The sequence below is a fragment of the Flavobacterium columnare genome (genome assembly GCF_014844295.1).
GTDB classification, from domain to species: Bacteria; Bacteroidota; Bacteroidia; order Flavobacteriales; family Flavobacteriaceae; genus Flavobacterium; species Flavobacterium columnare.
The window spans coordinates 802,016-827,436 of sequence record NZ_CP054494.1 but is presented as its reverse complement, the minus strand read 5'-3'; the positions used below and the strand labels follow the sequence as shown (position 1 = coordinate 827,436).

Genomic DNA, 25,421 nt, shown 5'->3' with positions numbered 1-25,421 from the left:
ATTTCGACACAAGGAGAAGTCGTACTATTAATGTTGTTAGACTTCTCCTTGTGATCGAAAATAGGGTTCTTCTTTTTTAAATTTTAGATTTAATAGATGAATTTATTTCAAATTAGTTTTTTATGATTCGTCTAACAGATTTTTTGTTGCCATCTGTAATGTTAACTAGGTAAACTCCGCTTTGAAGAGAAGCCAATTCAATAGTTTCATTAAAAACACCTTCATTGTTGAATTTAAGGGTATAGATGTCCCTTCCGTAGAGATCATTTATTTTAATATCTATTTTTGGTTCAGAAGATGTAAGTTGAATAGTAAACGCATCTTTTGTTGGGTTTGGATACATTGTGAAACTTTCAAATTCTTCTTGTTTTGTATTTAAAGTTTCGTTTGTTCCGAAGTAATACACTCCGTTAAGTCCATTAGGAACATTACCGCTTAAAGTGGTATTGTTGCCAAAACTTCCTAATGTTGTACTAATAGGGGTATTGAGTCCTTCTTTAATGATTTTTAAAGTATTTCTACTATTGCCTGTAATAGTTTCCCACGCGGAAATTTCTGCCTCTGTAAAATAGAATTTGATAGTTTCAGTTCCAGCAGGATTATTTGTAGTTGGTGAAATGGTGAAAGATTTTGCCATTACTTTTTTATTATTATCTACATTAGAACCGTAATTAACAGCAGTAGATCCAGCAGTAGTTTGATCTCTATTTATAAATACATTTGTACAACCATAATTAAAACTAGAATTATTAGACATTAAAAGCATTAGTTTGTTCGTTAAAGTATCAACTGCGTATGTATTTCCTGCTCGGTTTATTGTAGCTTGATATTTTGTGTTTGAGTTAACTACTTGTTGGACAAAATTGGCATCAACAGGAGAAGAAGAATTTATTTCAAAGTCATCCATCATTAATATGTTTTTATTAGTACAGTTATAATGACGTATACTCAAATAAACAGTTTGACCTGCATACGCACTCAAGTCAATGTTTTTATTGAAGATCGTTTTTCCTTTGGTTAAACTTTCTGTAATAATAGGTTGTTGGTTAATTATAGTATTGGGGTCTTTTGATGTCGTTATGTAGACAGAATAATTTTCTTCAAAATCCGTATTATCAATTGAAGCAACTTTGTATTTTAAAATTCCATTATTTGGTAAAACAATAGGAGTGTTAAAAGTGATTAAGTTATCAGGAGTTAAAGGAATATCCGTATAGTTTATTTGAGTCCAAGATCTAGAGCCTAACCATCTTTCCGAAAAACCGATTGATCGACTCGTTGTACTCGAATTAAAAATCTCCCATTTACGATTATCACGATCTAGATCCGTGTTTATAATTATAGGTAATGTACTACCGTCATTATTTTCTAAGAAAGCAATATTAGTCATACTATCGCTTGGCGCATTTTGTGTGTTTTTTAATGTACACGTTAAAATAGAAGGGGAGTCGCTTCCAGCGTAGCTATCTATGATAAGAGCATCTCCTCCATTGTTGTTTACAGTCATTCCTATTTTAATTATTTTGTCATTATCTATTACTCCACCATTATAAAAACGGACAACCATTTGTTGAGGAAGACTACTTCCTGTGTTAAATGTAACAGTTGGAGTTATAATGTCAAAGTCTTTTCCTAACACTGCGTTACTGCCTTGAGTTATAGGTCTAAAAGTAACGATCGTATTGGCAGTCGGAGCTTTTAAAATAGAAACTTTATAGTTTACATCGGTATAGCCACAATTAGCTACTTTATTTACTATTGAGGTAAATTTTTCTTGTGTAAAGTATATTCCTGCTTTTGTTATATTACTAACCAAAGAGTTGTTTAGTACGCCTCTTCGATCCGCTACTTGCATTACAGTTTGAATTCTGTTTTTTTGATCATTAGTAAATGTATCCATACATGAATCTGGAGTGTAATCCATGTAGTTCTGTATCATGTCTACACCTGGGATATTTGTACAAGAATCAGTGTTAGCCGTACAAGAATAGTTGGCAGCCGCAGCCGCAGGTGTGTCCGCGCAAAAATCCTCATTGGTGTAATTATTTGTCAGATCTACTGAAGAGCAGCCATCGTCACCCCATATATGTCTTAAACCTAGCCAATGGCCTATTTCGTGAGTCATGGTTCTTCCTAAATTATAAGTTGGATTGAGGGTAAAAGAGCCATCATTTAACGCGTTTGTTCCAAAAGCGTCAAAACTAGCAACTACACCGTCTGTTGAAGCTAAACCTCCATTCGTTTGCATTCCACTAAGTCCAGAATTACTGGGGAATTGTGCATATCCCAATAAACCGCTCTGACCTCCTTGATTAAGTGGTAATCCTCCAGGTCTGATAGTCCAGATGTTTAGATAACGAGTAGGATCCCAAATGGTATTGGTTTTCATCATTTCTGTGTCAGCTCTTGTTTCCCAGTCAGCTCCTTGGTCATTGTTTTCAATATTGTTCGAATAAGGGGTTATGTTATGTCTAACGATTCCTGTTGTTGGGTTGCCATTAGGATCTTGTTTGGCTAGTACAAAATTTATTTCGGTATCAACGGCTAAACCTGTAGAGTTTCTTCCTCCAGGTGTTGCTGCTAGACGTCTATAGTCTTGATTCATTACTGTAATTTGCGATATGGCCTGAGCATCTGTAATGTTTTCTCCTGTGCCAATAGCATCACCGTTGTGAATGATATGAATGACTACAGGTATAGTATATGTTAATTTTCTATAATTTCCTGCTTTTTTATCCGCTTTAAATTTTTGAATATGAGGGCTAAGGAATTTTTCAAATTCCATCGTAGTCATGCGGTTTGGATATTGTGCCTTTAGTTCCGCTTCATATTCAACAGTTGAACAACGATGGTATTGGAATTTGTCTTTTTCCTGAGAAAAAATAATAACAGAATTCAGGATGAAAAGAGTATTCCAAATGAATTTTTGGGTAATTTTTTTCATTATCTTTTTTTTAACAAAAATATGTAATTTGCGTTGTTTTTTTAGATTTCGCTATAGAAATAAATTAATTATTTTTTTTGTTTGATTTGTGTTTTATCTGGTTGGTTTTCTTGTTATGATTGAAGGGGATTGCGGTTTAGATAAGATCTGTTAATAATGGGCTTTATTTAAATTGTTTTAAGACCAAATTGCGCATTAGAAAATTATTACAGATAAAAATGAGTTTGAATCTAAAAAAAGACTCAACTTTTTGTTCTCAATGTAGTAAAATTACAGCTCCAGTGAAAAAAAACCGTATATTTTATCTTCTTTTACCTTTTTATCTTCACCATAAAATTTAACGGATAATCTGGGGTAAGTAGGTTTTTATTAAACTTAATCGTGGGAAGGATTTGAAAAAAAGGAATAGATAGAGTTTTAAATGTTAAATTAGCTTTCAGAGAATCGGATATAGGAAGATTATTTTCGATGGATATTTGGTGTTTTAGCAACCCTCAAAGGCTGTTCAAAAAAATAGGACAGCCTCTGTGAATTAAAATATATCTTTTCTAAAAACGTGTGCTATTTGTTGTAGGCTTACTGATAAATAATAAGCCAATGAAAGTAATTAATCCATTAAAAATGATTAATTCTTCAGCTATGGTGTAGCCATCAAACCATTCAGCAGAATGGGCTGATAAGAAATAACAAAGAATGGGCGAAATTAGACATATAAAAGGAACTAATTTATCTCGAACTGTTTTGGTTTTCATGAATAAACCAAATCCGTATAATCCTAATAAAGGACCGTAAGTGTATGAAGCAATTTTGAAAATCATTTTTACAACGGAAGCATCGTTTACAGTATTAAAAAAAACAATGACTAAAAATATTAATCCAGAAAAAACTAAATGAACAGTATGTCGTGTTTTTTTTAGTTTCGTATCGTTATTAAAATTTTTATCGTTGTTTTCTGATTGCTTTTTCTCCATTCCTAAAAAATCAATGCAAAATGATGTGGTTAAAGCAGTAAGTGCTGAATCAGTAGTAGCAAAGGTGGCCGCTGTAAGACCTAATAAAAATACAATTGCAGGAACTAATCCTAATGATTTCAAAGCTATTTCAGGAAACAAGAAGTCTGTTCGAACTACGTTATCAACCATAGGAACAGCAATGCCATTTTTTTCTGCATACATATATAGTAATGCTCCTACACTTAAGAAAAAAAGGTTAATGATTACAAATATTCCTGTAAATGTAAACATATTTTTTTGAGCTTCTTTTATGTTTGGACAACTCAAATTTTTTTGCATCAAGTCTTGGTCAAGACCTACCATAGCAATAGTTACAAAAATTCCTCCTAAAAGTTGTTTCCAGAAATAATTACCCTTTAAATAATCGTCAAAGAAAAATATTTGGGAATAGGAACTGTTTTTTACTTTTTCAAAAGCTTGTAATGGAGATAAATCTAAACTTTGACAAATAAAATAGATCGTAAGAAAAACAGAGGATACTAAGAAAAAGGTTTGTAAGGTATCAGTAATAATAATAGTTTTAAGGCCTCCTTTATAAGTGTACGCAAAAATTAAAAATAAAGATAGGAATACGGTAATCGTAAAGGGTATTTCATAATAATCGAAAACATATCGTTGTAAAACTATGACTACAAGATAAAGACGAAAGGCAGAACCAATGGTACGACTGATTAAAAAGATAGACGCTGCTGTTAAATAACTAATTTTACCTAAACGTTGTTCAATATAACCATAAATAGAAGTTAAATTCATTCTATAGTATAGAGGCAATAATACCGTAGCTACAATAAAAAATCCTAAAGCATTACCTATTACAAATTGAAAATATTTAAATTGTAATTCGGTGTTGCCAACTTCTCCAGGTACAGAAATGAAAGTTACACCTGATAATGCAGTTCCTATCATACCAAATGCAACCAAATACCATTTAGAATTTTTATTCGCTTTAAAAAAGGCATCATTACCACTGTCGTTTTTACTCATAAAATGGGAAATAAAAAACAAAATCCCAAAGTAGATAATGATTAAGGAAAGAATTGCAAATGGAGTCATAGGTCAAATGAATAATTTTAGTTTTGTATTGCAAGATAGAAAAAACTTGATTAATGTCCGAAAAAGTAACTTTTTTTAAAAAAAAAATACAAGAACGTATGAATGATTTTTTATTTATAACAAAAAAACAATAGATATTTTTTTTTGAATTTGTAGAACTTTTTCATTTCGTTTTTTTTGTTAAAACTTCTACATACATTTGTACTGTAAATAATAATTTTTAAAATGAAAAAAATATATAAAGGAATCATTGCAATGTTATTCCTATATACAGGAGTTGTTTATTCAAATAACGATCTGAAGTATGGACTTTTGATGAAGTTCTTTTTTAATGGAGCTACTTACACTACAACAGAGGGAAGTTCGATTACATTTATGAAAAAAGGAACCGATAAATATGAAGTTTCAGGTTTGTCAGGTTGTCAATTTAAAGTAAAAGATCTAGTTTTAGAATTAATAGAAGAAGTAGGGGGTAAAAAAAAATATAGCTTTTCAAAATGTAAAATAGATTTTTTAGGAGGGACTATAAATAACGAATTTGCAGAATTGAGCTACTTGTTTAAAAAGGGAGGAGTTATTTATATGGATCAAGTTGGAGATTTAGAAATTATTTATGATGGTGTAGAAGGAGAGAGAAAAATAAAGTTTAAAAAGAAATAACTTTTTAATTCTTTTTAAACTTTATTTTTTAAGTCCAAATATGAAAGTGTTTGGATTTTTCTTTTTTTAAAGCGTAATTTTGCCCTATGGATTTTTCTTCAAAAATATTAGAAAATGCGGTAGAAGAGATTGCGCAATTGCCAGGAATTGGTAAAAGAACAGCACTGCGTTTAGTCTTACATTTATTAAAACAACCTACAGAACAAACGATCTTTTTGACAGACGCATTACTGAAAATGAGAAATGAAATTAAGTTTTGTACGTCCTGTCATAATATTTCAGATGTAGACCTCTGTGAGATTTGTTCTAATGATAATAGAAACCAAACTTTAGTTTGTGTAGTAGAAGATGTAAGAGATGTAATGGCTATTGAAAATACAGGACAATATCGCGGAGTGTATCATGTATTAGGAGGTAAAATTTCACCCATAGAAGGAATAGGACCAAGTCAATTAAAGATTAATTCTTTAGTTGAAAAAGTAAAGTCAGGAAGTGTTAAAGAAGTTATATTTGCTTTAAGTTCTACCATGGAAGGAGATACCACCAATTTTTATATTTATAGACAAATTAAAGATTGTTCCTTAATTGTTTCGTCATTAGCAAGAGGTATTTCTGTAGGAGATGAGTTAGAGTACGCAGATGAAATTACCTTGGGACGAAGTATTTTAAATAGAATTCCTTTTGAAAATTCATTAAGAACCCCTTAAAAATTAAATTTTTAAAGGGTTTCTATTTACAAAATGAAAAACTATATTTGTTTCTTAAAAATCGGTACGATATGATACCTTAAAAATTTAAAAATAAAGTATAACGGTTTAATATTAGTTACTCTATAGATTAGCTAATGTTGAGCGTATGATTATGTTATTGTTGAATATAAATACAAACAGATGTTATAAATACTCAAATGAATAAACTAACTGCGTATCTATTAATTTTTATTTTATTTATCGTTTCCTCTTGTATATCCAATAAAGACGTAATCTACCTGCAAGGAGAAAAGAAAGTTGATGCTTTAGAACAGGTAAAACTCAATCCATATCGACTTCAAATTTCGGATGTGCTTTCTATTAAAATAAAAGCGTTGGATTCAAAATTAGTAGAAATGTTTAATATCTCTAACACGCAAGGAGGAACCTCAGTAGAGGATTTATATTTTGAGGGATATCCAATAAATGATCACGGGTATATTAGAATACCTGTATTAGGAGACTTGCAAGTAGTTGGTTTAACTATAGAAGAATTAAGAGTTAAGATAGAAAAACAACTTTTATTAGAGTATTTCCATAAAGAAGCAGATATTTTTGTAGTAGTAAAATTAGGAGGCTTTCGTTATACAATTAATGGAGAAATAAAATCACCAGGAACAAAAACATTGTTACAAGAAAAACTCACAATTTTAGAGGCAATAGCTAATAGTGGTGATATCCTTATAACAGGCGATAAAAAAGAGGTCATGCTAATTCGTCAACACCCTCAAGGAACCGAAATCCATACACTCGATTTAACGAGTATTGATTTGTTAAAATCCCCTTATTATTATATTCAACCGAATGATTATATTTATATAAAACCTATTAAGCAAAAAAATTGGGGATTGGGGACGAATGCTTTGCAATCATTTACTACAATTGTTAGTGCATTGTCATTAGTACTTACTACCTTTTTATTAGTCAAAAATATTAAGTAATGTTAGATATTAAAGATTTTAACTTTTTGGAATCTCAAAGCACTTTTGATATTAAATCTTTTTTTAATAGAGTTTTAGGGTATTGGTATTGGTTTGTAATTACTTTATTAATTACTTTTTTCATAGCCTATCAAATAAATATTAGAAAAGAGAAAATTTACAGTATGTCTACCACTGTAGCTTACAAAGAAGAAAGTAATCCTTTCTTTACTTCTAATACAAGTTTGGTTTTTAATTGGGGAGGAACCTCGGATCAGGTGCAAACATTAATAAGTACCTTAAGATCAAGATCGCACAATGAAAAAGTAGTTAAAGAATTACGCTTTTATATCCAGTATTTACAAGAAGGGAAGTATAATTTAGAAGATGTATATGGAATGACCCCTTTTGTTGTTGATATTAATGAAAATTACCCTCAATTACTAGGGAAATACTTAACCGTACAATTTGTTACTAAAGAAGAATTTGTTCTGTCAACCCAATTTGATGAAAATAATGCGTCTTTGTATAATTATTCAAAGGATGAGTTAACCACAATACCCGTAACTAAGGGAACATTTTCGAAAAAGTATAGAATAGGAGAACCTATTATTTTGCCTTTTTTAAATCTGAAATTAAAATGGACTAAAAATCCAGGTTTCTATGAGGGAGCAAAATACATAATTGCGTTTGCTGATTTTAATAGTATAGTAGCTACCTATCAAGGAGTAGAAGTTGAAAATGATTCAAAAACATCAGCCATCGTTAGATTAAGTATGCAAGGAACCAATAAACCAAGATTGGTAGATTATCTTAATGGAACGGTAAAGTATTTGATTAAGAGTCATTTGTTGGCTAAAAATCAATTTGCTCAAAACACTATTGATTTCATAGATAGCACTTTAGTAGCTATGGAAAGAGATTTGAAGAACACAGAAAATGAATTAAAGACCTTCTCTAAAGGGAAAAATATTTTCGAATTAGAAGAAGGAGGAATAAAGTATTCCGATAAATTAACAGAATATGACGTAGAAAAAGAATTATTAGATAGAAAGTATAGCTATTATAATTCATTAAAAACATATTTAATTAAAAATTCTGACTTTTCTAAACTACCAGCTCCTTCTGTTGCAGGTATTGATGATCCTAATATAGTTACTAATGTTGGCAAATTAACCCAATTATCAGCTGAGCGCGCAGAACTATCCTATACTCTAAAAAACGATAAAAAATTTAAAGATTTCGATGCTCAAATGGAAGCTTTAAAAGCCGTTTTGTTAGAAAATATAGAATCTGCTAAACGATCAATGAACTTTGATTTACTTGCTGTAAACAAAAAAATAGAAATGGCAGAATATCAAATCAGAAAATTGCCAGAACAACAGCAAGAATTAGTAAAAATCAATCGGAAATATGATTTAAATAAAAATATTTATAATTCTTTTTTAGAAAAACGAAGTGAGGCTAATATTGTAAAAGCAGCAAATCTTTCAGATATCCAATTTATTGATCCAGCTAAAGATGTAGGAGGAGGATTGATAGGACCTAAAACAAGTACAAATTATGTTTTAGCATTTTTTATAGGCGTTTTATTGCCTTTAGGTATAATTTTTGGTTTAACTGTTTTAGATAATTCAATTAATAAAGTAGATGATATTGAAAGATTAACCCAAATACCCGTTTTAGGTGTTGTTGGAATCAAATATATGCAGTCTAATCTAGCTGTTTTCGAAAAGCCAAAATCTCCATTAGCGGAAAGTTTTAGAGCAATACGATCATCCTTACAATTCTTGTATAAAAAACAAACCCAAAAAGGAACCAAGGTCTTGATGATTACTTCTTCAGTTGGAGGAGAAGGAAAAACATTTTGTTCTCTTAATATAGCCTCTGTATTTGCATTAAGTGAAAAGAAAACAGTAGTGGTTGGACTTGATTTGAGAAAACCTAAGTTATTTCAAGATTTTGATTTTACAAATACTGAAGGAGTTGTTAATTACTTAATTGGACAAAAAAGTTTAAATGAAATAATAAAACCGACACATATACCTTATTTAGATTTAATAAGTTCAGGGCCTATACCGCCTAATCCATCGGAATTAATTCTTAGTGAAGGTATGGAAAATTTAATAAATGAATTAAAAATACATTATGATTATATCATATTAGATACGCCCCCAATTGGGTTAGTAGCGGACGCCTTAGAATTAACTCCTTTTTGTGACGCATCCATTTACGTGGTGAGGCAAGGAGTAACTAAAAAAGAAATGTTACGCATTGTAAATGAAAAACACAAATCAGGAGTGCTAAAAAATATAAGCATAGTATTTAATGGATACCAGAATAAATCAAAATACGGATATAGTTATGGAGATGGGTACGGGTACGGGTACGGGGCGTACGGAAGTGGGTACTTAGAAGTAGATAAAAAGATATCGGTTGTAAAAATAATTATAAATAAAATCATTAATATTTTTAAAAAATCTTAACATGAAGATTGTAATTACTGGTTGTGCAGGTTTTATAGGCTCTAATCTAACAGAGCATTTTTTAAATAAAGGTTATCAGATAGTTGGTTTGGATAATTTGGCAACAGGGCATTTGAAGAATATTCAGCACCTGATGTTAGATGATAATTTTGAATTCGTTAAAGGCGATATCAGAGATATTGAAATGTGTAAAAAAGTATGCGATGGCGCTGATTATGTATTACACCAAGCAGCTTTAGGATCTGTTCCTCGCTCTATAAAGGATCCCTTAACATCTAACGATGTAAATGTGAATGGCTTTTTAAATATGTTATGGGCTGCTAAGGAAGCAGGTGTAAAACGTTTTGTTTACGCAGCAAGTTCATCTACTTACGGAGATTCGGAAAGTTTACCAAAAATCGAAGAAGTTATAGGGAAACCATTATCACCGTATGCCATTACAAAATATGTAAATGAACTTTATGCCGATATTTTTGGAAAAATCTACGGGATAGAAACAATAGGTTTACGTTATTTTAATGTATTTGGGAGAAAACAAGACCCAAATGGAGCTTATGCCGCTGTGATACCTAAATTTGTAATGCAATTTATGAAGTATGAAAGTCCTGTGGTAAATGGAGACGGTAATTATTCTAGAGATTTTACCTATATAGACAATGTAATTCAAATGAATGAACTGGCTATGTTAACTCAAGATTCTAGAGCCATAAATACAGTTTTTAATACAGCGTTTGGAGAAAGAACAACATTGAATGACATGATTCATATCTTAAAGGAAGAATTGACAAAAAAAGATCCTAAAATTGCAGATGTAAAGATTGTTTATGGACCTACTAGAGCAGGTGATATACCACACTCTTTAGCATCTATAGATAGGGCAAAAAAGATTTTAGAGTATTGTCCTTTATATTCTTTAAGAGAAGGGCTGGCAGAAGCGGTGAATTGGTATTATAATAATTTAAAATAAATAGCATAAAAAATGAAGATTGGAGTAATAGGATTAGGTTATGTCGGATTACCATTAGCTAGATTGTTAGCTACTAAATATAATGTAGTGGGTTTTGATATAAATGAAATGCGTGTAAACGATTTAAATAAGGGAAAAGATTCTACTTTAGAATTGAACTCTGAACTTTTAAAATCGGTGCTAAAAACTGAGAATAATGATGATTTGGGGCTTTTTTGTGCGTCAGAAATGAAAGAAATAGCTAATTGTAATTACTATATCGTGACTGTGCCAACACCTGTTGATAAACACAATAAGCCCGACTTAGCCCCTTTGTACAAGGCAAGTGAAACAGTAGGGAAAGTATTGAAAAAAGGAGATGTAGTTATCTATGAATCTACTGTTTACCCAGGAGCTACTGAAGAAGAATGTGTTCCTGTTTTAGAAAAAATAAGCAACCTCAAATTTAATGTTGATTTTTTTGTGGGCTATTCCCCAGAGCGAATCAATCCAGGTGATAAAGAACATACGGTAGAAAAGATATTAAAAGTAACCTCAGGATCTACACCTGAAATAGGGCAAAAGGTAGATGCACTTTATAGCTCCGTTATTACAGCAGGTACACATTTAGCTCCTACTATTAAAGTAGCTGAAGCGGCTAAGGTCATAGAAAATTCACAACGGGATATCAATATAGCCTTCGTAAATGAATTGGCTAAGATCTTTAATTTGTTAAATATTGATACACAAGCTGTGCTTGAAGCCGCAGCAACAAAATGGAACTTTTTGTCTTTTAAGCCCGGTTTGGTTGGAGGGCATTGTATAGGAGTAGATCCTTATTATTTAGCTCAAAAAGCACAAGAAAAAGGATACCACCCAGAAATAATTTTAGCAGGACGGCGTTTGAATGATAGTATGGGAGAATATGTAGCATCGCAAGTAGTTAAATTAATGATAAAAAAAGGAATTTCAGTCAATGGATCTAAAGTTTTGATGCTTGGAATTACATTTAAAGAAAACTGCCCTGATGTTCGTAATACAAAGATTGTAGATATGATTGCTGCTTTAAAAGATTATGGAATAGAAGTGGTTATTTATGATCCTTGGGTTAGTATTGAAGAAGTTAAGGACGAGTATAATTTAAAAGCATTAACAGAATTGCCTTCTGATAGATTTGATGGAATCGTTTTAGGAGTAGCTCATCACCAATTTTTAAATCTGGATTTTGCTAGTTTGCAAAAAGAAAAATCAATTATTTATGATGTAAAAGGAATATTACATTGTAAAGTGGATGGAAAATTGTAGTTTTGTACTCTCATAAAAAAGAAGGATGAAAGTTAATAATATTTGCTGCATAGGAGCAGGATATGTTGGAGGGCCTACTATGGCCGTAATTGCACAGAAATGCCCTAATGTAAAAGTAACAGTTGTTGATTTAAATGAAGAAAGAATTGCAGCGTGGAATAGTTCAGAACTTTCAAAGTTGCCCGTATATGAACCTGGATTAGATAAAGTGGTAGCGGAGGCTAGAGGTAAAAATCTGTTTTTTTCTACAGAAGTAGATAGAGCTATTGATGAGGCCGACCTGATTTTTATATCGGTAAACACCCCAACCAAAACCTATGGTGCTGGTAAGGGGATGGCAGCTGATTTAAAATATATTGAACTTTGCGCACGTCAGATTGCACGTGTAGCAAAGACAGACAAGATTGTGGTTGAAAAATCAACGCTTCCAGTGAGAACGGCTGAAGCTTTAAAAAGTATTTTAGATAACACTGGAAATGGAGTTAAATTTCAAATTTTGTCGAATCCTGAATTTTTAGCAGAAGGAACCGCTGTGCAAGATTTGCATAGCCCAGACAGAGTTTTGATAGGTGGTGCCGAAAAAGAAGCTGTTGATGCTCTAGTTGATATCTATGCGAATTGGGTTGATAGAAGTAAAATTCTAACAACCAATGTATGGTCATCAGAGCTGTCTAAACTTACTGCAAACGCTTTTTTAGCTCAAAGAGTCTCCTCTATTAATGCCATTTCTGAATTGTGTGAAAAAACTGGAGCCGATGTTAATGAAGTGGCTAGAGCCATTGGAATGGATACTCGTATTGGAGCTAAGTTTTTAAAAGCATCTGTGGGCTTTGGAGGATCGTGTTTTCAGAAAGATATTCTCAATTTAGTTTATATCGCAAAATCATACGGTTTAAATGAAGTGGCTGATTATTGGGAGCAAGTGATTATCCTGAATGATCATCAAAAACATCGTTTTGCAAAAAATATAGTAAAAACACTTTATAATACCGTTTCAGGAAAAAAAATAGCAATGCTAGGTTGGGCTTTCAAAAAAGACACCAATGATACGCGTGAATCTGCTGCCATTGATATAGCTAAGGACTTAGTAATGGAACAAGCAAATGTGGTGGTTTATGATCCTAAGGTTTCAGAAAAGCAAATTTTTATAGATATGGGGCAAAAGTCAGAAGAATTACAGGTTGTAACAAATCCCTATTCTGCATGTGAAAATGCACATGCTATTGCGATTCTTACAGAATGGGACGAGTTTAAAAACTACGATTGGCAAAAAATCTATGATAATATGTTAAAACCAGCTTTTGTTTTTGATGGTAGAAATATATTGGATCGAAAAAAAATGCAAGAAATTGGGTTTGTATATACTGCCGTAGGTTCTTCTAACGAATAATTAAAAAAGGATGAAAAAAAATATTTTAATTACTGGAGGTGCTGGATTTATTGGTTCACATGTAGTAAGACAATTTGTTACAAAATACCCAGAGTATTCCATCTTCAACTTAGATGCATTGACCTATGCAGGTAACTTAGAAAATATTAAGGATATCGAAAACTATCCTAATTATACTTTTTTGAAAGGTGATATAGTAGATGAAAACTATATCAACGAAATTTTTGCTAAATATCAATTTGATGGTGTTTTGCATTTGGCGGCTGAATCGCATGTGGATCGTTCGATAACTGATCCATTAGCGTTTGTAAAAACCAATGTGATTGGAACCATGAATTTGTTAAATGCAGCCAAAAATCTTTGGAAAGATAATTTCGAGGGTAAACGCTTCTATCATATTTCTACCGATGAGGTATATGGCTCATTAGGTGATACAGGTTTGTTTACTGAAACCACTTCGTACGACCCTAATTCACCGTATTCAGCTTCAAAAGCAAGTTCGGATCATTTTGTACGTGCGTATGGGGAAACTTACGGATTACCGTATGTATTGACGAATTGTTCAAATAATTACGGACCTTATCATTTTCCAGAAAAATTAATTCCTCTTTTCATTAACAATATCATACATAAAAAACCACTTCCTGTTTATGGAGATGGAAATTACACTCGCGATTGGTTGTTTGTAAAAGACCACGCAGTAGCCATTGATTTAGTATTCCACGAAGGTAAAAATCATGAAACGTATAATATAGGAGGGTTTAACGAATGGAAAAATATCGATTTGGTTAAACTATTGTGTGTAAGAATGGATGAAAAGTTAGGTAGAAACGAAGGCGAGTCCTCTCAATTGATTACCTACGTCAAAGACCGTCCTGGTCACGATTTGCGCTATGCTATCGATGCTACTAAAATTAATAAAGAGTTAGGATGGAAACCCTCTGTTACTTTTGAAGAAGGATTAGAACAAACCATTAACTGGTATTTAGAAAATACGGAGTGGTTAAATAACGTAACCTCAGGAGAATACGTAAACTATTACAAAAAACAATATCAATAAATAAACACGATTTTAGACTTATAAGAATTGAAAAATTCTAAATTCTAGATTCTAAATTCTAGATTCTAAATTTCTATGAAAGGAATTATATTAGCAGGAGGTTCAGGAACAAGATTGCACCCACTTACACAAGTGGTTTCAAAGCAATTGTTGCCCATATATGATAAACCAATGATTTATTACCCTTTGTCGGTTTTAATGCTTGCGGGGATAAAAGAGGTTTTAATTATTTCGACACCTCATGATTTGCCAAACTTTAAAAGATTATTTGGCGATGGCAGTCAATTAGGAATGCAATTATCTTATGTTGAACAACCCTCACCAGACGGATTAGCACAAGCCTTTATCCTTGGTGAAGAATTTATTGGTGACGGTGATGTGTGTTTGATTTTAGGGGATAATATTTTCTACGGAGCAGGATTGCAAAATTTATTGAATAGTGCGGTTAATACCGTAAAAGAAAAGAATGAAGCAACTGTTTTTGGCTATTATGTAGATGACCCAGAGCGTTATGGTGTTGCCGAATTTGACGAAAATGGTAAAGTGTTATCAATAGAAGAGAAACCTTTAGATCCAAAATCAAATTTTGCCGTGGTTGGTTTGTATTTTTATCCGAATTCAGTAGTAGAAATAGCTAAGAATGTTAAGCCTTCGCATCGCGGTGAATTAGAAATAACAACTGTTAATCAAACGTATTTAGAACAAGGCGCATTGAACTTGCAGTTAATGGGACGTGGTTTCGCTTGGTTAGATACGGGTACTCATGAATCATTAACCGAAGCGACTGAATTTGTTAAGGCGGTTGAGAAGCGTACAGGTTTAAAAATTGCTTGTATTGAAGAAGTAGCCTATCGTAAAGGGTTTATTTCTAAAGAAGAGTTTAATAAATGTGCAGAAGGACTTGGGAAAAGTAGTTATGCAGAGTATTTGAGAAAACTAACCCTGTGATTTATAAAGAAAAATTAAATTTTGTAAAAGATTTTTTAAGTCATTCATTGAAGTTATTGAGTTCTGGTTTACTAACGTCTATAGGATTTATAGTTTTGGCTTCTGGTGGATTGAACTTTATAAAATCGGATATAGCTTTACAAGTTATACTTTTTGCCCAATATCAAATGATTGGTTTGACCGTTTGTAAGTTCGGTGTTGATAATCAGTTGTATGCTAGTTTTTTAGTTGATGCTTCAAAGAAATATGATCCCTTATGTTATATGAAAAATAATGGGTTGTATTTAGCTTTGTTTTTTTCATTGATAATTTATTTTTTAGAAAAAGATTTGTTAGATTCCTTTTTAGTTTTTTTATTGCTAATATTAGATGTGATTTCAATACTTATAATTGTTCAATTGGGAGCCAGAAGATTATTCGAACAAGTTTTTTTATCTAATTTTTTATCATATCCATTGTTTTTTATTGTATTTCTTATACTTGAATTTTTTATGAATCTTAATAAAAGTGAATTTATATTGATTTTCTTATTATGTTCCTTTATTAGATTTTTGATCACTTTCAAATTTTATAATCAAATTGTTGCTATTGAATTAAATCCTAAACTTGAATTTAAGTTGGGGATTCAGCAATTACTGAATTATATATTATTTAAATATGATCAAATAATATTTTCATTAGGAACTGTTTCTATGATATGGTTCGGGTATAATAGTGATGAATTACAAAAATATCTTTTTTTGACAAGATTTCCAGAATTAATATCAGGTGTACTAGTTTCTTTAGTTTTTTTATATGGTTCAGAAATGGTTGTTACTAAAAGGGAAGATTTTTTGAATCATATAAATAAAAATAGATTAGCCATAATTTTTTATCTTTTTTTGCTGGCTCTATTTTTTTTTGTGTACTTATTTTTTTGGAAAGGGAATTCAATAATAACTTACTATGATGTATTACCTTATTTTTTAATTTCGGTAATGATTATTTTTGTTAATATGATTACTCTGGGAATGTTGAAAGTTAAAAAAGTTAACAATCTGAATTTTAATCTATTTTTGAGTATTTTTTTGAGTATTATATTTCAAATTTTATTAATGTTCTTAGAAATAAAATCTATTGTTTTGTGGAGTGTTCCTTTGCAAATGTTATTTTTTATTGTTTTAATTTTATTTAAAAAAAAATGATGAGAAGAGATTTGAAATTTTTAATATATGTGCCCTCTTTCTATGGATTTATAACATTTACTTTTTTTTATATTTCTTATATATTGGGTATAATAGAATATAATGAGTGTAATAATTATTCTCATTTTATATTTATTATAAGTGCTTTGTTTTTTTTTGTATCAAGTTTTCTTTATTTAAAATTGTACAAAAATAGAATTGTTAATGATTTTAATTTTTATTCTTCTTTACAATACTTAGATATAAATAAAATTAAGAGATTTATTTTTGTTTTTTATAGCTTAGGAAATATTGGATTCATTATGTATTTGGTCAAATTAATTTCTTATTTTGGAGGAGTTAGTTTTTTTCTTGGAATGATTTTTTCAGATGATTCTAAACAAATTAGAATTGAAGGGGATAATTTTTCGGATTCAATAGGAATTCAGCTTAGTTATTTTTCATGGTTAGCGGTTTCTATTTCTTTATGTGTTATAAAAGAAATGAAAAGTAAAAAAATATATTATCTTTTTATTTTGATTACATTTTTTGAAAATTTACTCTTTATTGATAGGACGAGACCTATATGGATTATTTTTACTTCATTGATTGCTATACTTCCATTTGTTTATCATAAGATTAATAATTTTAAAATTATATTTTACTCTTTATTTTTTATGATAGTGGTGTATGGTCTCTTTTCTGCAATAGCAATTTTGGCAGGTAAAGATACTGATGAAAAAATGTATAAAGGATGGAATATTTCTCCATCAGCTCAGAGTTTTGTATACTATGGGACTTCATCTTTTGCTTATTTTAATCACATCATAGAGAACGAAAATATAGATGAGCTAAATATAGATAGAACAATGTATCCTTTGTTGAAAATTACAAATTCATTAGGATTAACAGAAGAGCCAAGTTCTTTAATTAACGAGTTTTATTTTATTCCTTCACCTACTAATGTAGGAACTTTTTTAGAACCTTTTTATAGAGATGGAGGTTTTCTATATGTAATGTTTGCCATTTTTTTACACTCCTTTTTATTGAATAGCTTAGGACTCTTTTTTTTGAGAGGGGCAAATCCTTTTGGTTTATATGCTTATTCAAATGTTTGTTATGTTAATTTAATGGCTTTTTTTACCCCTAAAATAAATAATTTTCCAATCTGGTTATTTTTAATGATTGGTGTATATTTTATGATAAGTACAAAAAAAAAATATAAGTTTAAATAATATTCATGGAGTTTATTTTTTTTACAAAATATGATGAGTCGGGACCTAGTAGTCGGTATAGGATATATCAATATATAAAACATTATGAGGCTGAAGGAATAATTTGTAAAGTCTATCCTTTATTTGATAAGAAATATTTCACTGTAAGGGGAGGAGGAAAAGTTGTTTATGTTCTGAAAAGATATTTCCTTAGATTAGTTCAGTTATTCAAGATTATGCAAATTAAAAATGTATATATTGAATATGAATTATTTCCATATTTCTTTCCTTTTTTTGAGGCTTTATTACACCTTTTTGGAATTAAGTATATTGTTGATTTTGATGATGCGATTTTTCATAATTATGATTCACATTCTAATATAATAATAAGATTTTTATTTAGAGATAAAATAAAAAAAGTTATTAAAAACGCTAAAAAGGTAATTACAGGTAGTCCATATTTGACATATTATGCAAAGAAAAATAATATATGTGTAGAAGAAATTCCAACTTCTGTTAGTTGTATTAAATATCCTAAACCAAATTTAAAAATTAAAAATGATAATTTTATTGTGGGCTGGATTGGATCAAAGTCTACTAGTATTAATTTAATAGACTTAGTTCAGGTTTTTAAAAATATTGATGATATTGGTTATTGTTTATATTTAGTTGGGTTTGATGTTGATTTGGAATATAAGTTGAAAGGAATTAATTATAAAATTATACCTTGGTCTGCTGATACGGAAGTATACTGGATAAATAAATTTGATGTTGGTATAATGCCTCTTGTTGATAATTTTTTCAATAAGGGAAAATGTGGGTTTAAACTAATTCAATATATGGCTTGTGGTAAGCCAACAATTTCTACGCCTCTAGAAGCTAATGTTAAAATTAATAGAAATAAAAAAAATCTTCATGCTAGTTCTAGCTCTGATTGGGAGATTGAAATTAGAAAAGTTTTTGAAAACAGGGAAGTTTTTAATCGAGTAGGAATGGATAATTATAATTGTTTTTTTGATTTTTATTGTGTTGAAAACAATAAAAATCAATACATATCTATTTTGAAAAAACTATAAAGATATCAGTTATGTGCGGAATAAATGGTTTTGTAATACAATCGATAAATGAACAAGCAGCTATGAATAACTTAGAGCGTATGAATGCTCTTATACATCATAGAGGACCTGATCAAAATGGTTTTTTTGTTAAGTCTTTAGAAAATTGTATCCTTGGTTTTGCCATGCAACGATTGTCAATTATCGACTTGTCATCAGGTAAGCAGCCTATATATAGTACAGATGGTAATTATACTATTGTGTTTAATGGCGAAATTTATAATTATCGTGTACTAAAACAGCAACTCTTAGATTTAGGGTATCAGTTTCAGACCAAATCAGATACCGAAGTTATTTTGAACCTATATATTCACTACGGTGTGGATGCTTTCAGTATGCTTGATGGTATGTTTGCTTTTAGTATTTACGATAAAATCAAAAATAAAATATTTATAGCTAGAGATTATTTTGGGGAGAAACCATTATATTATTCACAAACAGATGAAGGTGTTTATTGGGGGAGTGAATTGAAATCAATAGTAAATCAATTATCTCGTAAACCTGAAATTTCAAAGCATGGATTAAATCTTTATTTTCAACTGACTTATATACCTGCCCCTTTTACTATTTATGAAAGGATTTCTAAATTAGAAGCTAATAACTATTTGGAAATTAATTTGAATAATATAAGTTTTTCCATTCACACGATCAAAGAGTCAGTGTATGAAAATTATAGAAAACTATCAAAGTCCGATGCGGTTAAGGTAAATCACGATTTGGTTCAAGAATCCGTTTTAAGTCGTTCTGAGTCAGAAGTTCCTTTGGGAACATTTTTGTCAGGAGGGGTTGATTCTTCAATTGTTTCTTTATGTTTAGCGCAACAGACCAATAAAAAAATTGATACATTCTCAATAGGTTTTGATAAAAAAGAATTTGATGAGTCTGAAAAAGCAACTACGGTCGCTAATTTAATAGGTAGTAACCATCATAAATTTATTATTTCAGAAAAAGACTTGATGCAAGATGTGGATCGAATTCTTTTGAATTTTGATGAGCCTTTTGCGGATTCTTCAGCTTTACCAACTTTTTTAGTAGCAAATAAAACACGCCAAAAAGTTACAGTGGCCTTAACCGGTGATGGGGGGGACGAAGTATATGGAGGGTATAATAAATATTATATGGGGAAATTAAACCAAAAGTATACCTCAATAGTGCCTGAGAGTGTAAATAACTGGATTAAAACAGGAGTGTCAAAATTTGTGGTTAATAAAGATGATCAGCGTGGATTTGCATTTAAGTTAAATAGACTTATGAATGCAATGAATTATGAAGGGGATTACTATTATAATATTATTTCTTTAGCATTTCAAAAAAATGAATTAGAAGATTTATTGTATTCTAAAGATCAATGTACAGAGGCTTTAAATTATTATAAAGCTAAAATTACTAAAGAAAATTTAGGACTTACAGAATTTAGAAATATTGATAGAATGTTGAGTTTGGAAGGGGATATGCTAGTAAAAGTGGATAGAACAACTATGCTATCGTCTTTAGAATCTCGTGCTCCATTTTTGAATAAAAAACTATGGAATTTTACCTCGCAGTTACCAGAAAATTACCTTTTGAAAGGATTTGACAAAAAACACCTTTTGAAAGAATCATTTAAACAATATTTCCCTGAAAAATTTCTCGATAAATCTAAAAAAGGCTTTGGAGTGCCAGTAGGGGATTGGTTAAGAGGATTTTTAAAGCCAGAGCTTTTGCGTTATATTGAAACTGAATTTCTTTTAAAGCAAGACCTGTTTAATATCGCATATATTCAGGAGTTAGTATCGAATCATCTAAGTGGGAAAAAAGATAATACTTTTAGAGTATGGACTTTTTATTGTTTCCAAAAATGGTATTTTGAGACTTATGATAGCTGATTTTTCTATTGATTTAGTTGTATTGATAGAAGTTCTATTGATTAGTTTATTTCTCAAAAAAAATTATTTCAATATATCTAATAAAAAACAGATTTTTTTTCTTTTTTTTCTAATGTTAGAGCATTTTGTTATAGGTTATTTAGGGTATGAAATTATAATTCAAAATCCTATATCGGATATACAAGGTTATCTGATAGAAGTAACAAATACATCTTCTAAAGATCGATTTAATTTTGTTGGACATAACTTTTTTATACATTTATATCGTTTGCTTTTTAAAATAGGATTTAACTTTGAGCTATTGTATTTGCTCTCTGTTTTTTTGAGTTTTATTCCATTTCTCTTATTGTTTAAACGATATTCTGAATTAGATTCAGGAAAAATACATTGGTTACAGTATACTCTGTTAGTGCCCTCTTTTCATTTTTGGAGCGTCTTGCCAGGTAAAGATTGTGTGGTATTTGTAACGTTAGTATTTATACTTTACAAATTAAAAAAGACGAAATTAAGTTGGAGTATTTTAGTGGCATTATTTTTCTTGTTTTTAGTGCGCCCTTACGTTGGAGTAATAGTATTGTTGTCTTTAGTGTTTGTCTTATTTGAAAAATATAAGAATATAATTGATAAAAAGTTTTGGATTCCAATTGTACTACTTTCTTTTTTTGGAGTAGTCTTTTTTATGACCCAATTTTTAAAATTGGAGTCTCTTAGTATTGAATCGATACTGTTGAAATTCGAAGGATATCAGAATTATGTAGAAAAACATACCGCATCAAACTATTTAGCAGATCTGGGTTATATAGGGAGGGTGTTGATGTTGTTGTGTTTACCGTTGTTTTATAAAGTTGAAAATTTCTTTCAAATTATTATTTCAATTGAAAATCTAATGCTCTTGTTGGTTGTTATGTATTTCTTTTTCAAAAAATTCTACAACCAGACTAGGAATTGGTTTGAATTAGATGCTAAATTTGCACTTTATACATCAATTTCGATATTTCTGTTTCTAAGCATTTATATCTATAATTTGGGTTTAGCTTCCAGAATGCGATTGATGTTCTATCCTCTGTTCTTTTATGTCATGGCGCAGAGTCTAAAAAAGATAAACTAAATGAAAAATAAAAAAATAGTTAGGATAACCACAGTTCCAATATCGCTTGAAAAACTTTTAACGGGGCAGTTGACTTATATGAGTCAATATTATCATGTAGTAGCTATTTCGTCTGAGAATGAGAATTTAGAAAAATTCGGTAAGGAAAATCAAGTGGCTACTTTTTGTTTAAATCTTACTCGTAAAATTACACCAATACAAGACACAATAGCAATTTTTAGATTGATTGTTTTTCTATTGAAAAATAAACCAGAAATTGTACATACCCATACACCTAAAGCGGGTATGGTGGGTATGATAGCATCAAAAATCGCTGGTGTTCCACATAGATTACACACCGTAGCAGGACTTCCGTTGATGGAAGCAGTAGGTGTAAAAAGAAAAATTTTAAATCTAGTAGAAAAATTAACTTACGTTTGTGCTACTAAAGTCTATCCAAACTCGAAAGGACTTGAAGAATTTATTTTGGAAAATAATTTTGCGCCAAAAGAAAAGATTAAAATTATAGGAAATGGGAGTTCAAATGGAATCAATACAGCATTTTTTGCATCTGAACAAATTTCTGAAGAAGAAACCTTAAAGTTAAAAGCACAGTTAGATATTGCAAAAGATGATTTTGTTTTTATTTTTGTGGGGAGGTTAGTAAAAGATAAAGGAATTAATGAGTTGATTACTGCCTTTACCAATTTGAATTTAAGTAAAACAAAGTTATTGTTAGTAGGTCCGTTGGAATCTGATTTAGATCCTCTATTACCTGAAACTTTAACTGAAATTGACGAAAATATAAATATTATAAATGTAGGCTACCAATCGGATGTAAGACCCTATTTTAAGGTTGCGAATGTGTTGGTTTTCCCTAGTTATCGTGAAGGTTTTCCGAATGTAGTGATGCAAGCTGGTGCTATGGGATTACCCGCTATTGTTTCTAATATTAATGGCTGTAACGAAATCATTGAAGAAGAAAAAAATGGTTTGATTATTCCAGTGAAGAATAGTAAAGCAATTGAAGAAGCAATGAGAAAAGTATACCAAGAAAAAAGTTTGTTTGATCAACTTAAATCAAATGCTCGTCAGATGATAGTTTCAAGATATGAGCAAAAAATAATTTGGGAAGCGATACGAAATGAATATGAAAATTTAGAACATGTATAATTTTTTTTTAAAGAGATTGTTAGATTTCTTAGCAACACTTATAGGAATTGTAATTCTAAGTCCTTTTTTTGTCCTTGTTTTTGTTGGCTTGTTTATTGTAAATAAAGGGAATGTGTTTTTCGTGCAACCAAGACCAGGGAAAAATGGAAAAGTCTTTAAAATATATAAATTTAAAACAATGACGGATGAACGTGATGCGAATGGTATACTTTTGCCAGATGCAGATCGATTAACTATTATAGGAAATCTAGTAAGAAAAACATCATTAGACGAAATACCTCAATTGTTTAATGTTTTAAAAGGAGATATGAGTCTAATTGGTCCAAGACCATTATTAACTCAATATCTGCATTTGTATAATGATTTTCAGAACAGAAGGCATGAGGTTAAACCAGGAATTACTGGTTGGGCTCAAGTAAATGGGCGTAATGCTATATCATGGGATCAGAAATTTCAATATGATGTTTGGTATGTTGATAATATTTCGTTTTTAGTTGATATAAAAATTTTATTTTTGACATTTTTGAAAGTAATTAAAAAAGAAGGGATAAATGCCGTTGACTCGGCGACAATAGAACCATTTAATGGACAATAAGATAATATTATACGGAGCTAGTGGGCATTGTAAAGTAATAATAGATATTTTATTTGAAAACAAAATTCAAATAAAAACTATTATTGATGATGTGGGAAAATTAAAAACTATTTTTGATTTTCCAATTATTAATTCTAAAAAATTTAAATTTCATCCTTTTGATAACTGCATAATAGCGATTGGTAATAATTTGACGAGAAAAAAAATTGTGAGTACTCTAAATGTTAACTTTGTTATTGCTATTCATCCAAAAGCTATAATATCTAAATTTTCTAGTGTAGATGAAGGGACGGTTATAATGGCTGGTGTAGTTTTAAATGCTCATGTGAAGGTTGGTAAACATTGTATTATAAATACTTCAGCATCTGTTGACCATGATTGTTGGATTGAAAATTATGTGCATATCTCGCCAAATGCTTCACTGGCAGGAAATGTTTTTGTAGGAGAAGGAAGTCATATTGGTATTGGTGCTACCATTATACAAGGGATAAAAATAGGGAAATGGTCAACTATTGGTGCTGGAGCAGTTATCATAGAGGATGTGCCAGATTATGCTGTTGTTGTAGGAAATCCTGGAAAAGTAATAAAATATAATTCAAATGAATAATACAAAAATATGGCTTTCCTCTCCTCATATGGGAGGGAACGAACAAAAGTATGTTAATGAAGCTTTTGAAACCAATTGGGTAGCACCACTAGGGCCTAATGTGAATGGTTTTGAGCAAGACTTAGAAAGATACTTAGGTGAAAATTTAAGCGTTGCTGCCTTAAGTTCAGGAACAGCCGCTTTACATTTAGCTTTAATTCTTTTAGATATTAAAGCAGGTGATGAAGTAATTTGTCAGAGTATGACATTTTCGGCTTCAGCAAACCCTATTGTATATCAAGGAGCAATTCCTATTTTTGTAGATAGTGAATCTGAAACTTGGAACATGTGTCCAATTGCTTTAGAAGAAGCTATAAAAGATAGAATTTCTAAAGGGAAAAAGCCAAAAGCAATAATAGCGGTTCACTTATATGGAATGCCGTACAAGCACGATCAAATAAAAGCAATTTCTCAAAAATATCAAATTCCTGTTGTAGAAGATAGTGCAGAAGCATTAGGGAGTTCCTATAGAAAACAAAAATGTGGAACATTAGGAGATATTAGTATACTGTCTTTTAACGGTAATAAAATTATTACAACTTCTGGAGGGGGAGCGTTGGTGACAGATGATATAAGTATTAAGCAAAAAGCAGTATTTCTTTCGACTCAGGCTCGTGATGATGCACCTCATTATCAGCATAGTCATATAGGTTATAATTATAGAATGAGTAATGTTTGTGCGGGTATAGGACGTGGGCAAATGGAAGTCTTAAACAAACATGTTGAGTTGAGAAGAGAGATGAATCAGTTCTATAAGGCATTCTTTGTAAATATTCCAAATGTAATTGTTTTAAGTGAGCCAACGGACAATTTTTATTCAAATCACTGGTTAAGTGCGGTCCTATTAGAGTCTTATGAACAAAGAGAAGCACTCCGTTTAGCTTTTGAAAAAGCAAATATTGAAACAAGACCACTCTGGAAGCCTATGCACCTTCAGCCAATATTTAAATCATATCCTCATTACGGAGCGAGAATATCAGAGGATTTATTTGAAAGAGGTTTATGTTTGCCTTCAGGTTCTAATTTGACAGAAAGTGAAAAAGAGAGAATTCTCTCGGAACTTCAATTATTTTTTCGGTAATTTGTAGC

At 30.6% G+C, this 25,421-nt stretch carries 20 protein-coding genes; 18 read left to right on the top strand and 2 right to left on the bottom strand.

Features of this window, described 5'->3' with window-relative positions:
* Window positions 1-112: 112 nt before the first annotated feature.
* Complete coding sequence (locus tag HUE53_RS03680) at window positions 113-2,944, bottom strand: T9SS-dependent choice-of-anchor J family protein (RefSeq protein ID WP_192188717.1); 2,832 nt, start codon at window positions 2,942-2,944, stop codon at window positions 113-115.
* 548 nt (window positions 2,945-3,492) lie between these two features.
* Window positions 3,493-5,010: a sodium:solute symporter gene (locus tag HUE53_RS03675; protein ID WP_041253177.1), complete on the bottom strand. Its 1,518-nt coding sequence runs from the start codon at window positions 5,008-5,010 to the stop codon at window positions 3,493-3,495.
* Window positions 5,011-5,235: 225 nt separating this feature from the next.
* Here HUE53_RS03675 and HUE53_RS03670 point away from each other — a divergent pair, with 225 nt between their 5' ends.
* The 18 genes from HUE53_RS03670 to HUE53_RS03585 all read left to right on the top strand — a co-directional run bounded on the left by HUE53_RS03670 (window position 5,236) and on the right by HUE53_RS03585 (window position 25,413).
* A complete protein-coding gene (locus tag HUE53_RS03670; protein ID WP_014164844.1) occupies window positions 5,236-5,670 on the top strand; it encodes a hypothetical protein in 435 nt (144 codons plus the stop codon).
* An 86-nt stretch (window positions 5,671-5,756) separates the two neighbouring features.
* Window positions 5,757-6,377 carry a recombination mediator RecR gene (recR, locus tag HUE53_RS03665; RefSeq protein WP_014164845.1) on the top strand — a complete coding sequence of 207 codons (621 nt, stop codon included), beginning with the start codon at window positions 5,757-5,759 and terminating at the stop codon, window positions 6,375-6,377.
* A gap of 200 nt (window positions 6,378-6,577) precedes the next feature.
* Window positions 6,578-7,360, top strand: coding sequence for a polysaccharide biosynthesis/export family protein (locus HUE53_RS03660; RefSeq protein ID WP_014164846.1), 783 nt, complete (start codon window positions 6,578-6,580; stop codon window positions 7,358-7,360).
* Complete coding sequence (locus HUE53_RS03655) at window positions 7,360-9,825, top strand: polysaccharide biosynthesis tyrosine autokinase (protein WP_014164847.1); 2,466 nt, start codon at window positions 7,360-7,362, stop codon at window positions 9,823-9,825. The genes HUE53_RS03660 and HUE53_RS03655 overlap by 1 nt, the downstream gene beginning before the upstream one ends.
* A gap of 1 nt (window position 9,826) precedes the next feature.
* Window positions 9,827-10,792, top strand: coding sequence for an SDR family oxidoreductase (locus HUE53_RS03650; RefSeq protein ID WP_077225975.1), 966 nt, complete (start codon window positions 9,827-9,829; stop codon window positions 10,790-10,792).
* Between the two features lie 12 nt (window positions 10,793-10,804).
* Complete coding sequence (locus tag HUE53_RS03645) at window positions 10,805-12,076, top strand: nucleotide sugar dehydrogenase (protein WP_077225976.1); 1,272 nt, start codon at window positions 10,805-10,807, stop codon at window positions 12,074-12,076.
* Window positions 12,077-12,101: 25 nt separating this feature from the next.
* Window positions 12,102-13,466 carry a UDP-glucose 6-dehydrogenase gene (locus HUE53_RS03640; RefSeq protein ID WP_065213355.1) on the top strand — a complete coding sequence of 455 codons (1,365 nt, stop codon included), beginning with the start codon at window positions 12,102-12,104 and terminating at the stop codon, window positions 13,464-13,466.
* Between the two features lie 10 nt (window positions 13,467-13,476).
* On the top strand, window positions 13,477-14,526 hold the full coding sequence (rfbB, locus tag HUE53_RS03635; RefSeq protein WP_077225977.1) for a dTDP-glucose 4,6-dehydratase: 1,050 nt from the start codon (window positions 13,477-13,479) through the stop codon (window positions 14,524-14,526).
* Between the two features lie 75 nt (window positions 14,527-14,601).
* Window positions 14,602-15,474 carry a glucose-1-phosphate thymidylyltransferase RfbA gene (rfbA, locus tag HUE53_RS03630; RefSeq protein WP_077225978.1) on the top strand — a complete coding sequence of 291 codons (873 nt, stop codon included), beginning with the start codon at window positions 14,602-14,604 and terminating at the stop codon, window positions 15,472-15,474.
* Window positions 15,471-16,658, top strand: a complete 1,188-nt coding sequence (locus HUE53_RS03625; RefSeq protein WP_077225979.1) for a hypothetical protein — start codon at window positions 15,471-15,473, stop codon at window positions 16,656-16,658. The genes rfbA and HUE53_RS03625 overlap by 4 nt, the downstream gene beginning before the upstream one ends.
* A complete protein-coding gene (locus tag HUE53_RS03620; protein WP_077225980.1) occupies window positions 16,655-17,872 on the top strand; it encodes an O-antigen polymerase in 1,218 nt (405 codons plus the stop codon). Before HUE53_RS03625 ends, HUE53_RS03620 begins: the two co-directional genes overlap by 4 nt.
* A 5-nt stretch (window positions 17,873-17,877) precedes the next feature.
* Window positions 17,878-18,927 (top strand): glycosyltransferase, encoded by a 1,050-nt coding sequence (locus HUE53_RS03615; RefSeq protein WP_192188716.1) that lies wholly within the window; start codon window positions 17,878-17,880, stop codon window positions 18,925-18,927.
* An 11-nt stretch (window positions 18,928-18,938) separates the two neighbouring features.
* Window positions 18,939-20,831 carry an asparagine synthase (glutamine-hydrolyzing) gene (asnB, locus tag HUE53_RS03610; protein WP_077225982.1) on the top strand — a complete coding sequence of 631 codons (1,893 nt, stop codon included), beginning with the start codon at window positions 18,939-18,941 and terminating at the stop codon, window positions 20,829-20,831.
* Window positions 20,812-21,939, top strand: coding sequence for a hypothetical protein (locus tag HUE53_RS03605; protein ID WP_123906738.1), 1,128 nt, complete (start codon window positions 20,812-20,814; stop codon window positions 21,937-21,939). The genes asnB and HUE53_RS03605 overlap by 20 nt, the downstream gene beginning before the upstream one ends.
* Window positions 21,940-23,091: a glycosyltransferase family 4 protein gene (locus HUE53_RS03600; protein ID WP_192188715.1), complete on the top strand. Its 1,152-nt coding sequence runs from the start codon at window positions 21,940-21,942 to the stop codon at window positions 23,089-23,091.
* Complete coding sequence (locus HUE53_RS03595) at window positions 23,084-23,686, top strand: sugar transferase (protein WP_077225985.1); 603 nt, start codon at window positions 23,084-23,086, stop codon at window positions 23,684-23,686. Before HUE53_RS03600 ends, HUE53_RS03595 begins: the two co-directional genes overlap by 8 nt.
* Entirely contained in the window at window positions 23,676-24,293 is a 618-nt protein-coding gene (locus HUE53_RS03590; RefSeq protein WP_394368216.1) for an acetyltransferase, read from the top strand. Before HUE53_RS03595 ends, HUE53_RS03590 begins: the two co-directional genes overlap by 11 nt.
* Window positions 24,286-25,413 carry an aminotransferase class I/II-fold pyridoxal phosphate-dependent enzyme gene (locus HUE53_RS03585; RefSeq protein ID WP_107317660.1) on the top strand — a complete coding sequence of 376 codons (1,128 nt, stop codon included), beginning with the start codon at window positions 24,286-24,288 and terminating at the stop codon, window positions 25,411-25,413. The genes HUE53_RS03590 and HUE53_RS03585 overlap by 8 nt, the downstream gene beginning before the upstream one ends.
* The last annotated feature ends 8 nt before the right edge of the window (window positions 25,414-25,421 follow it).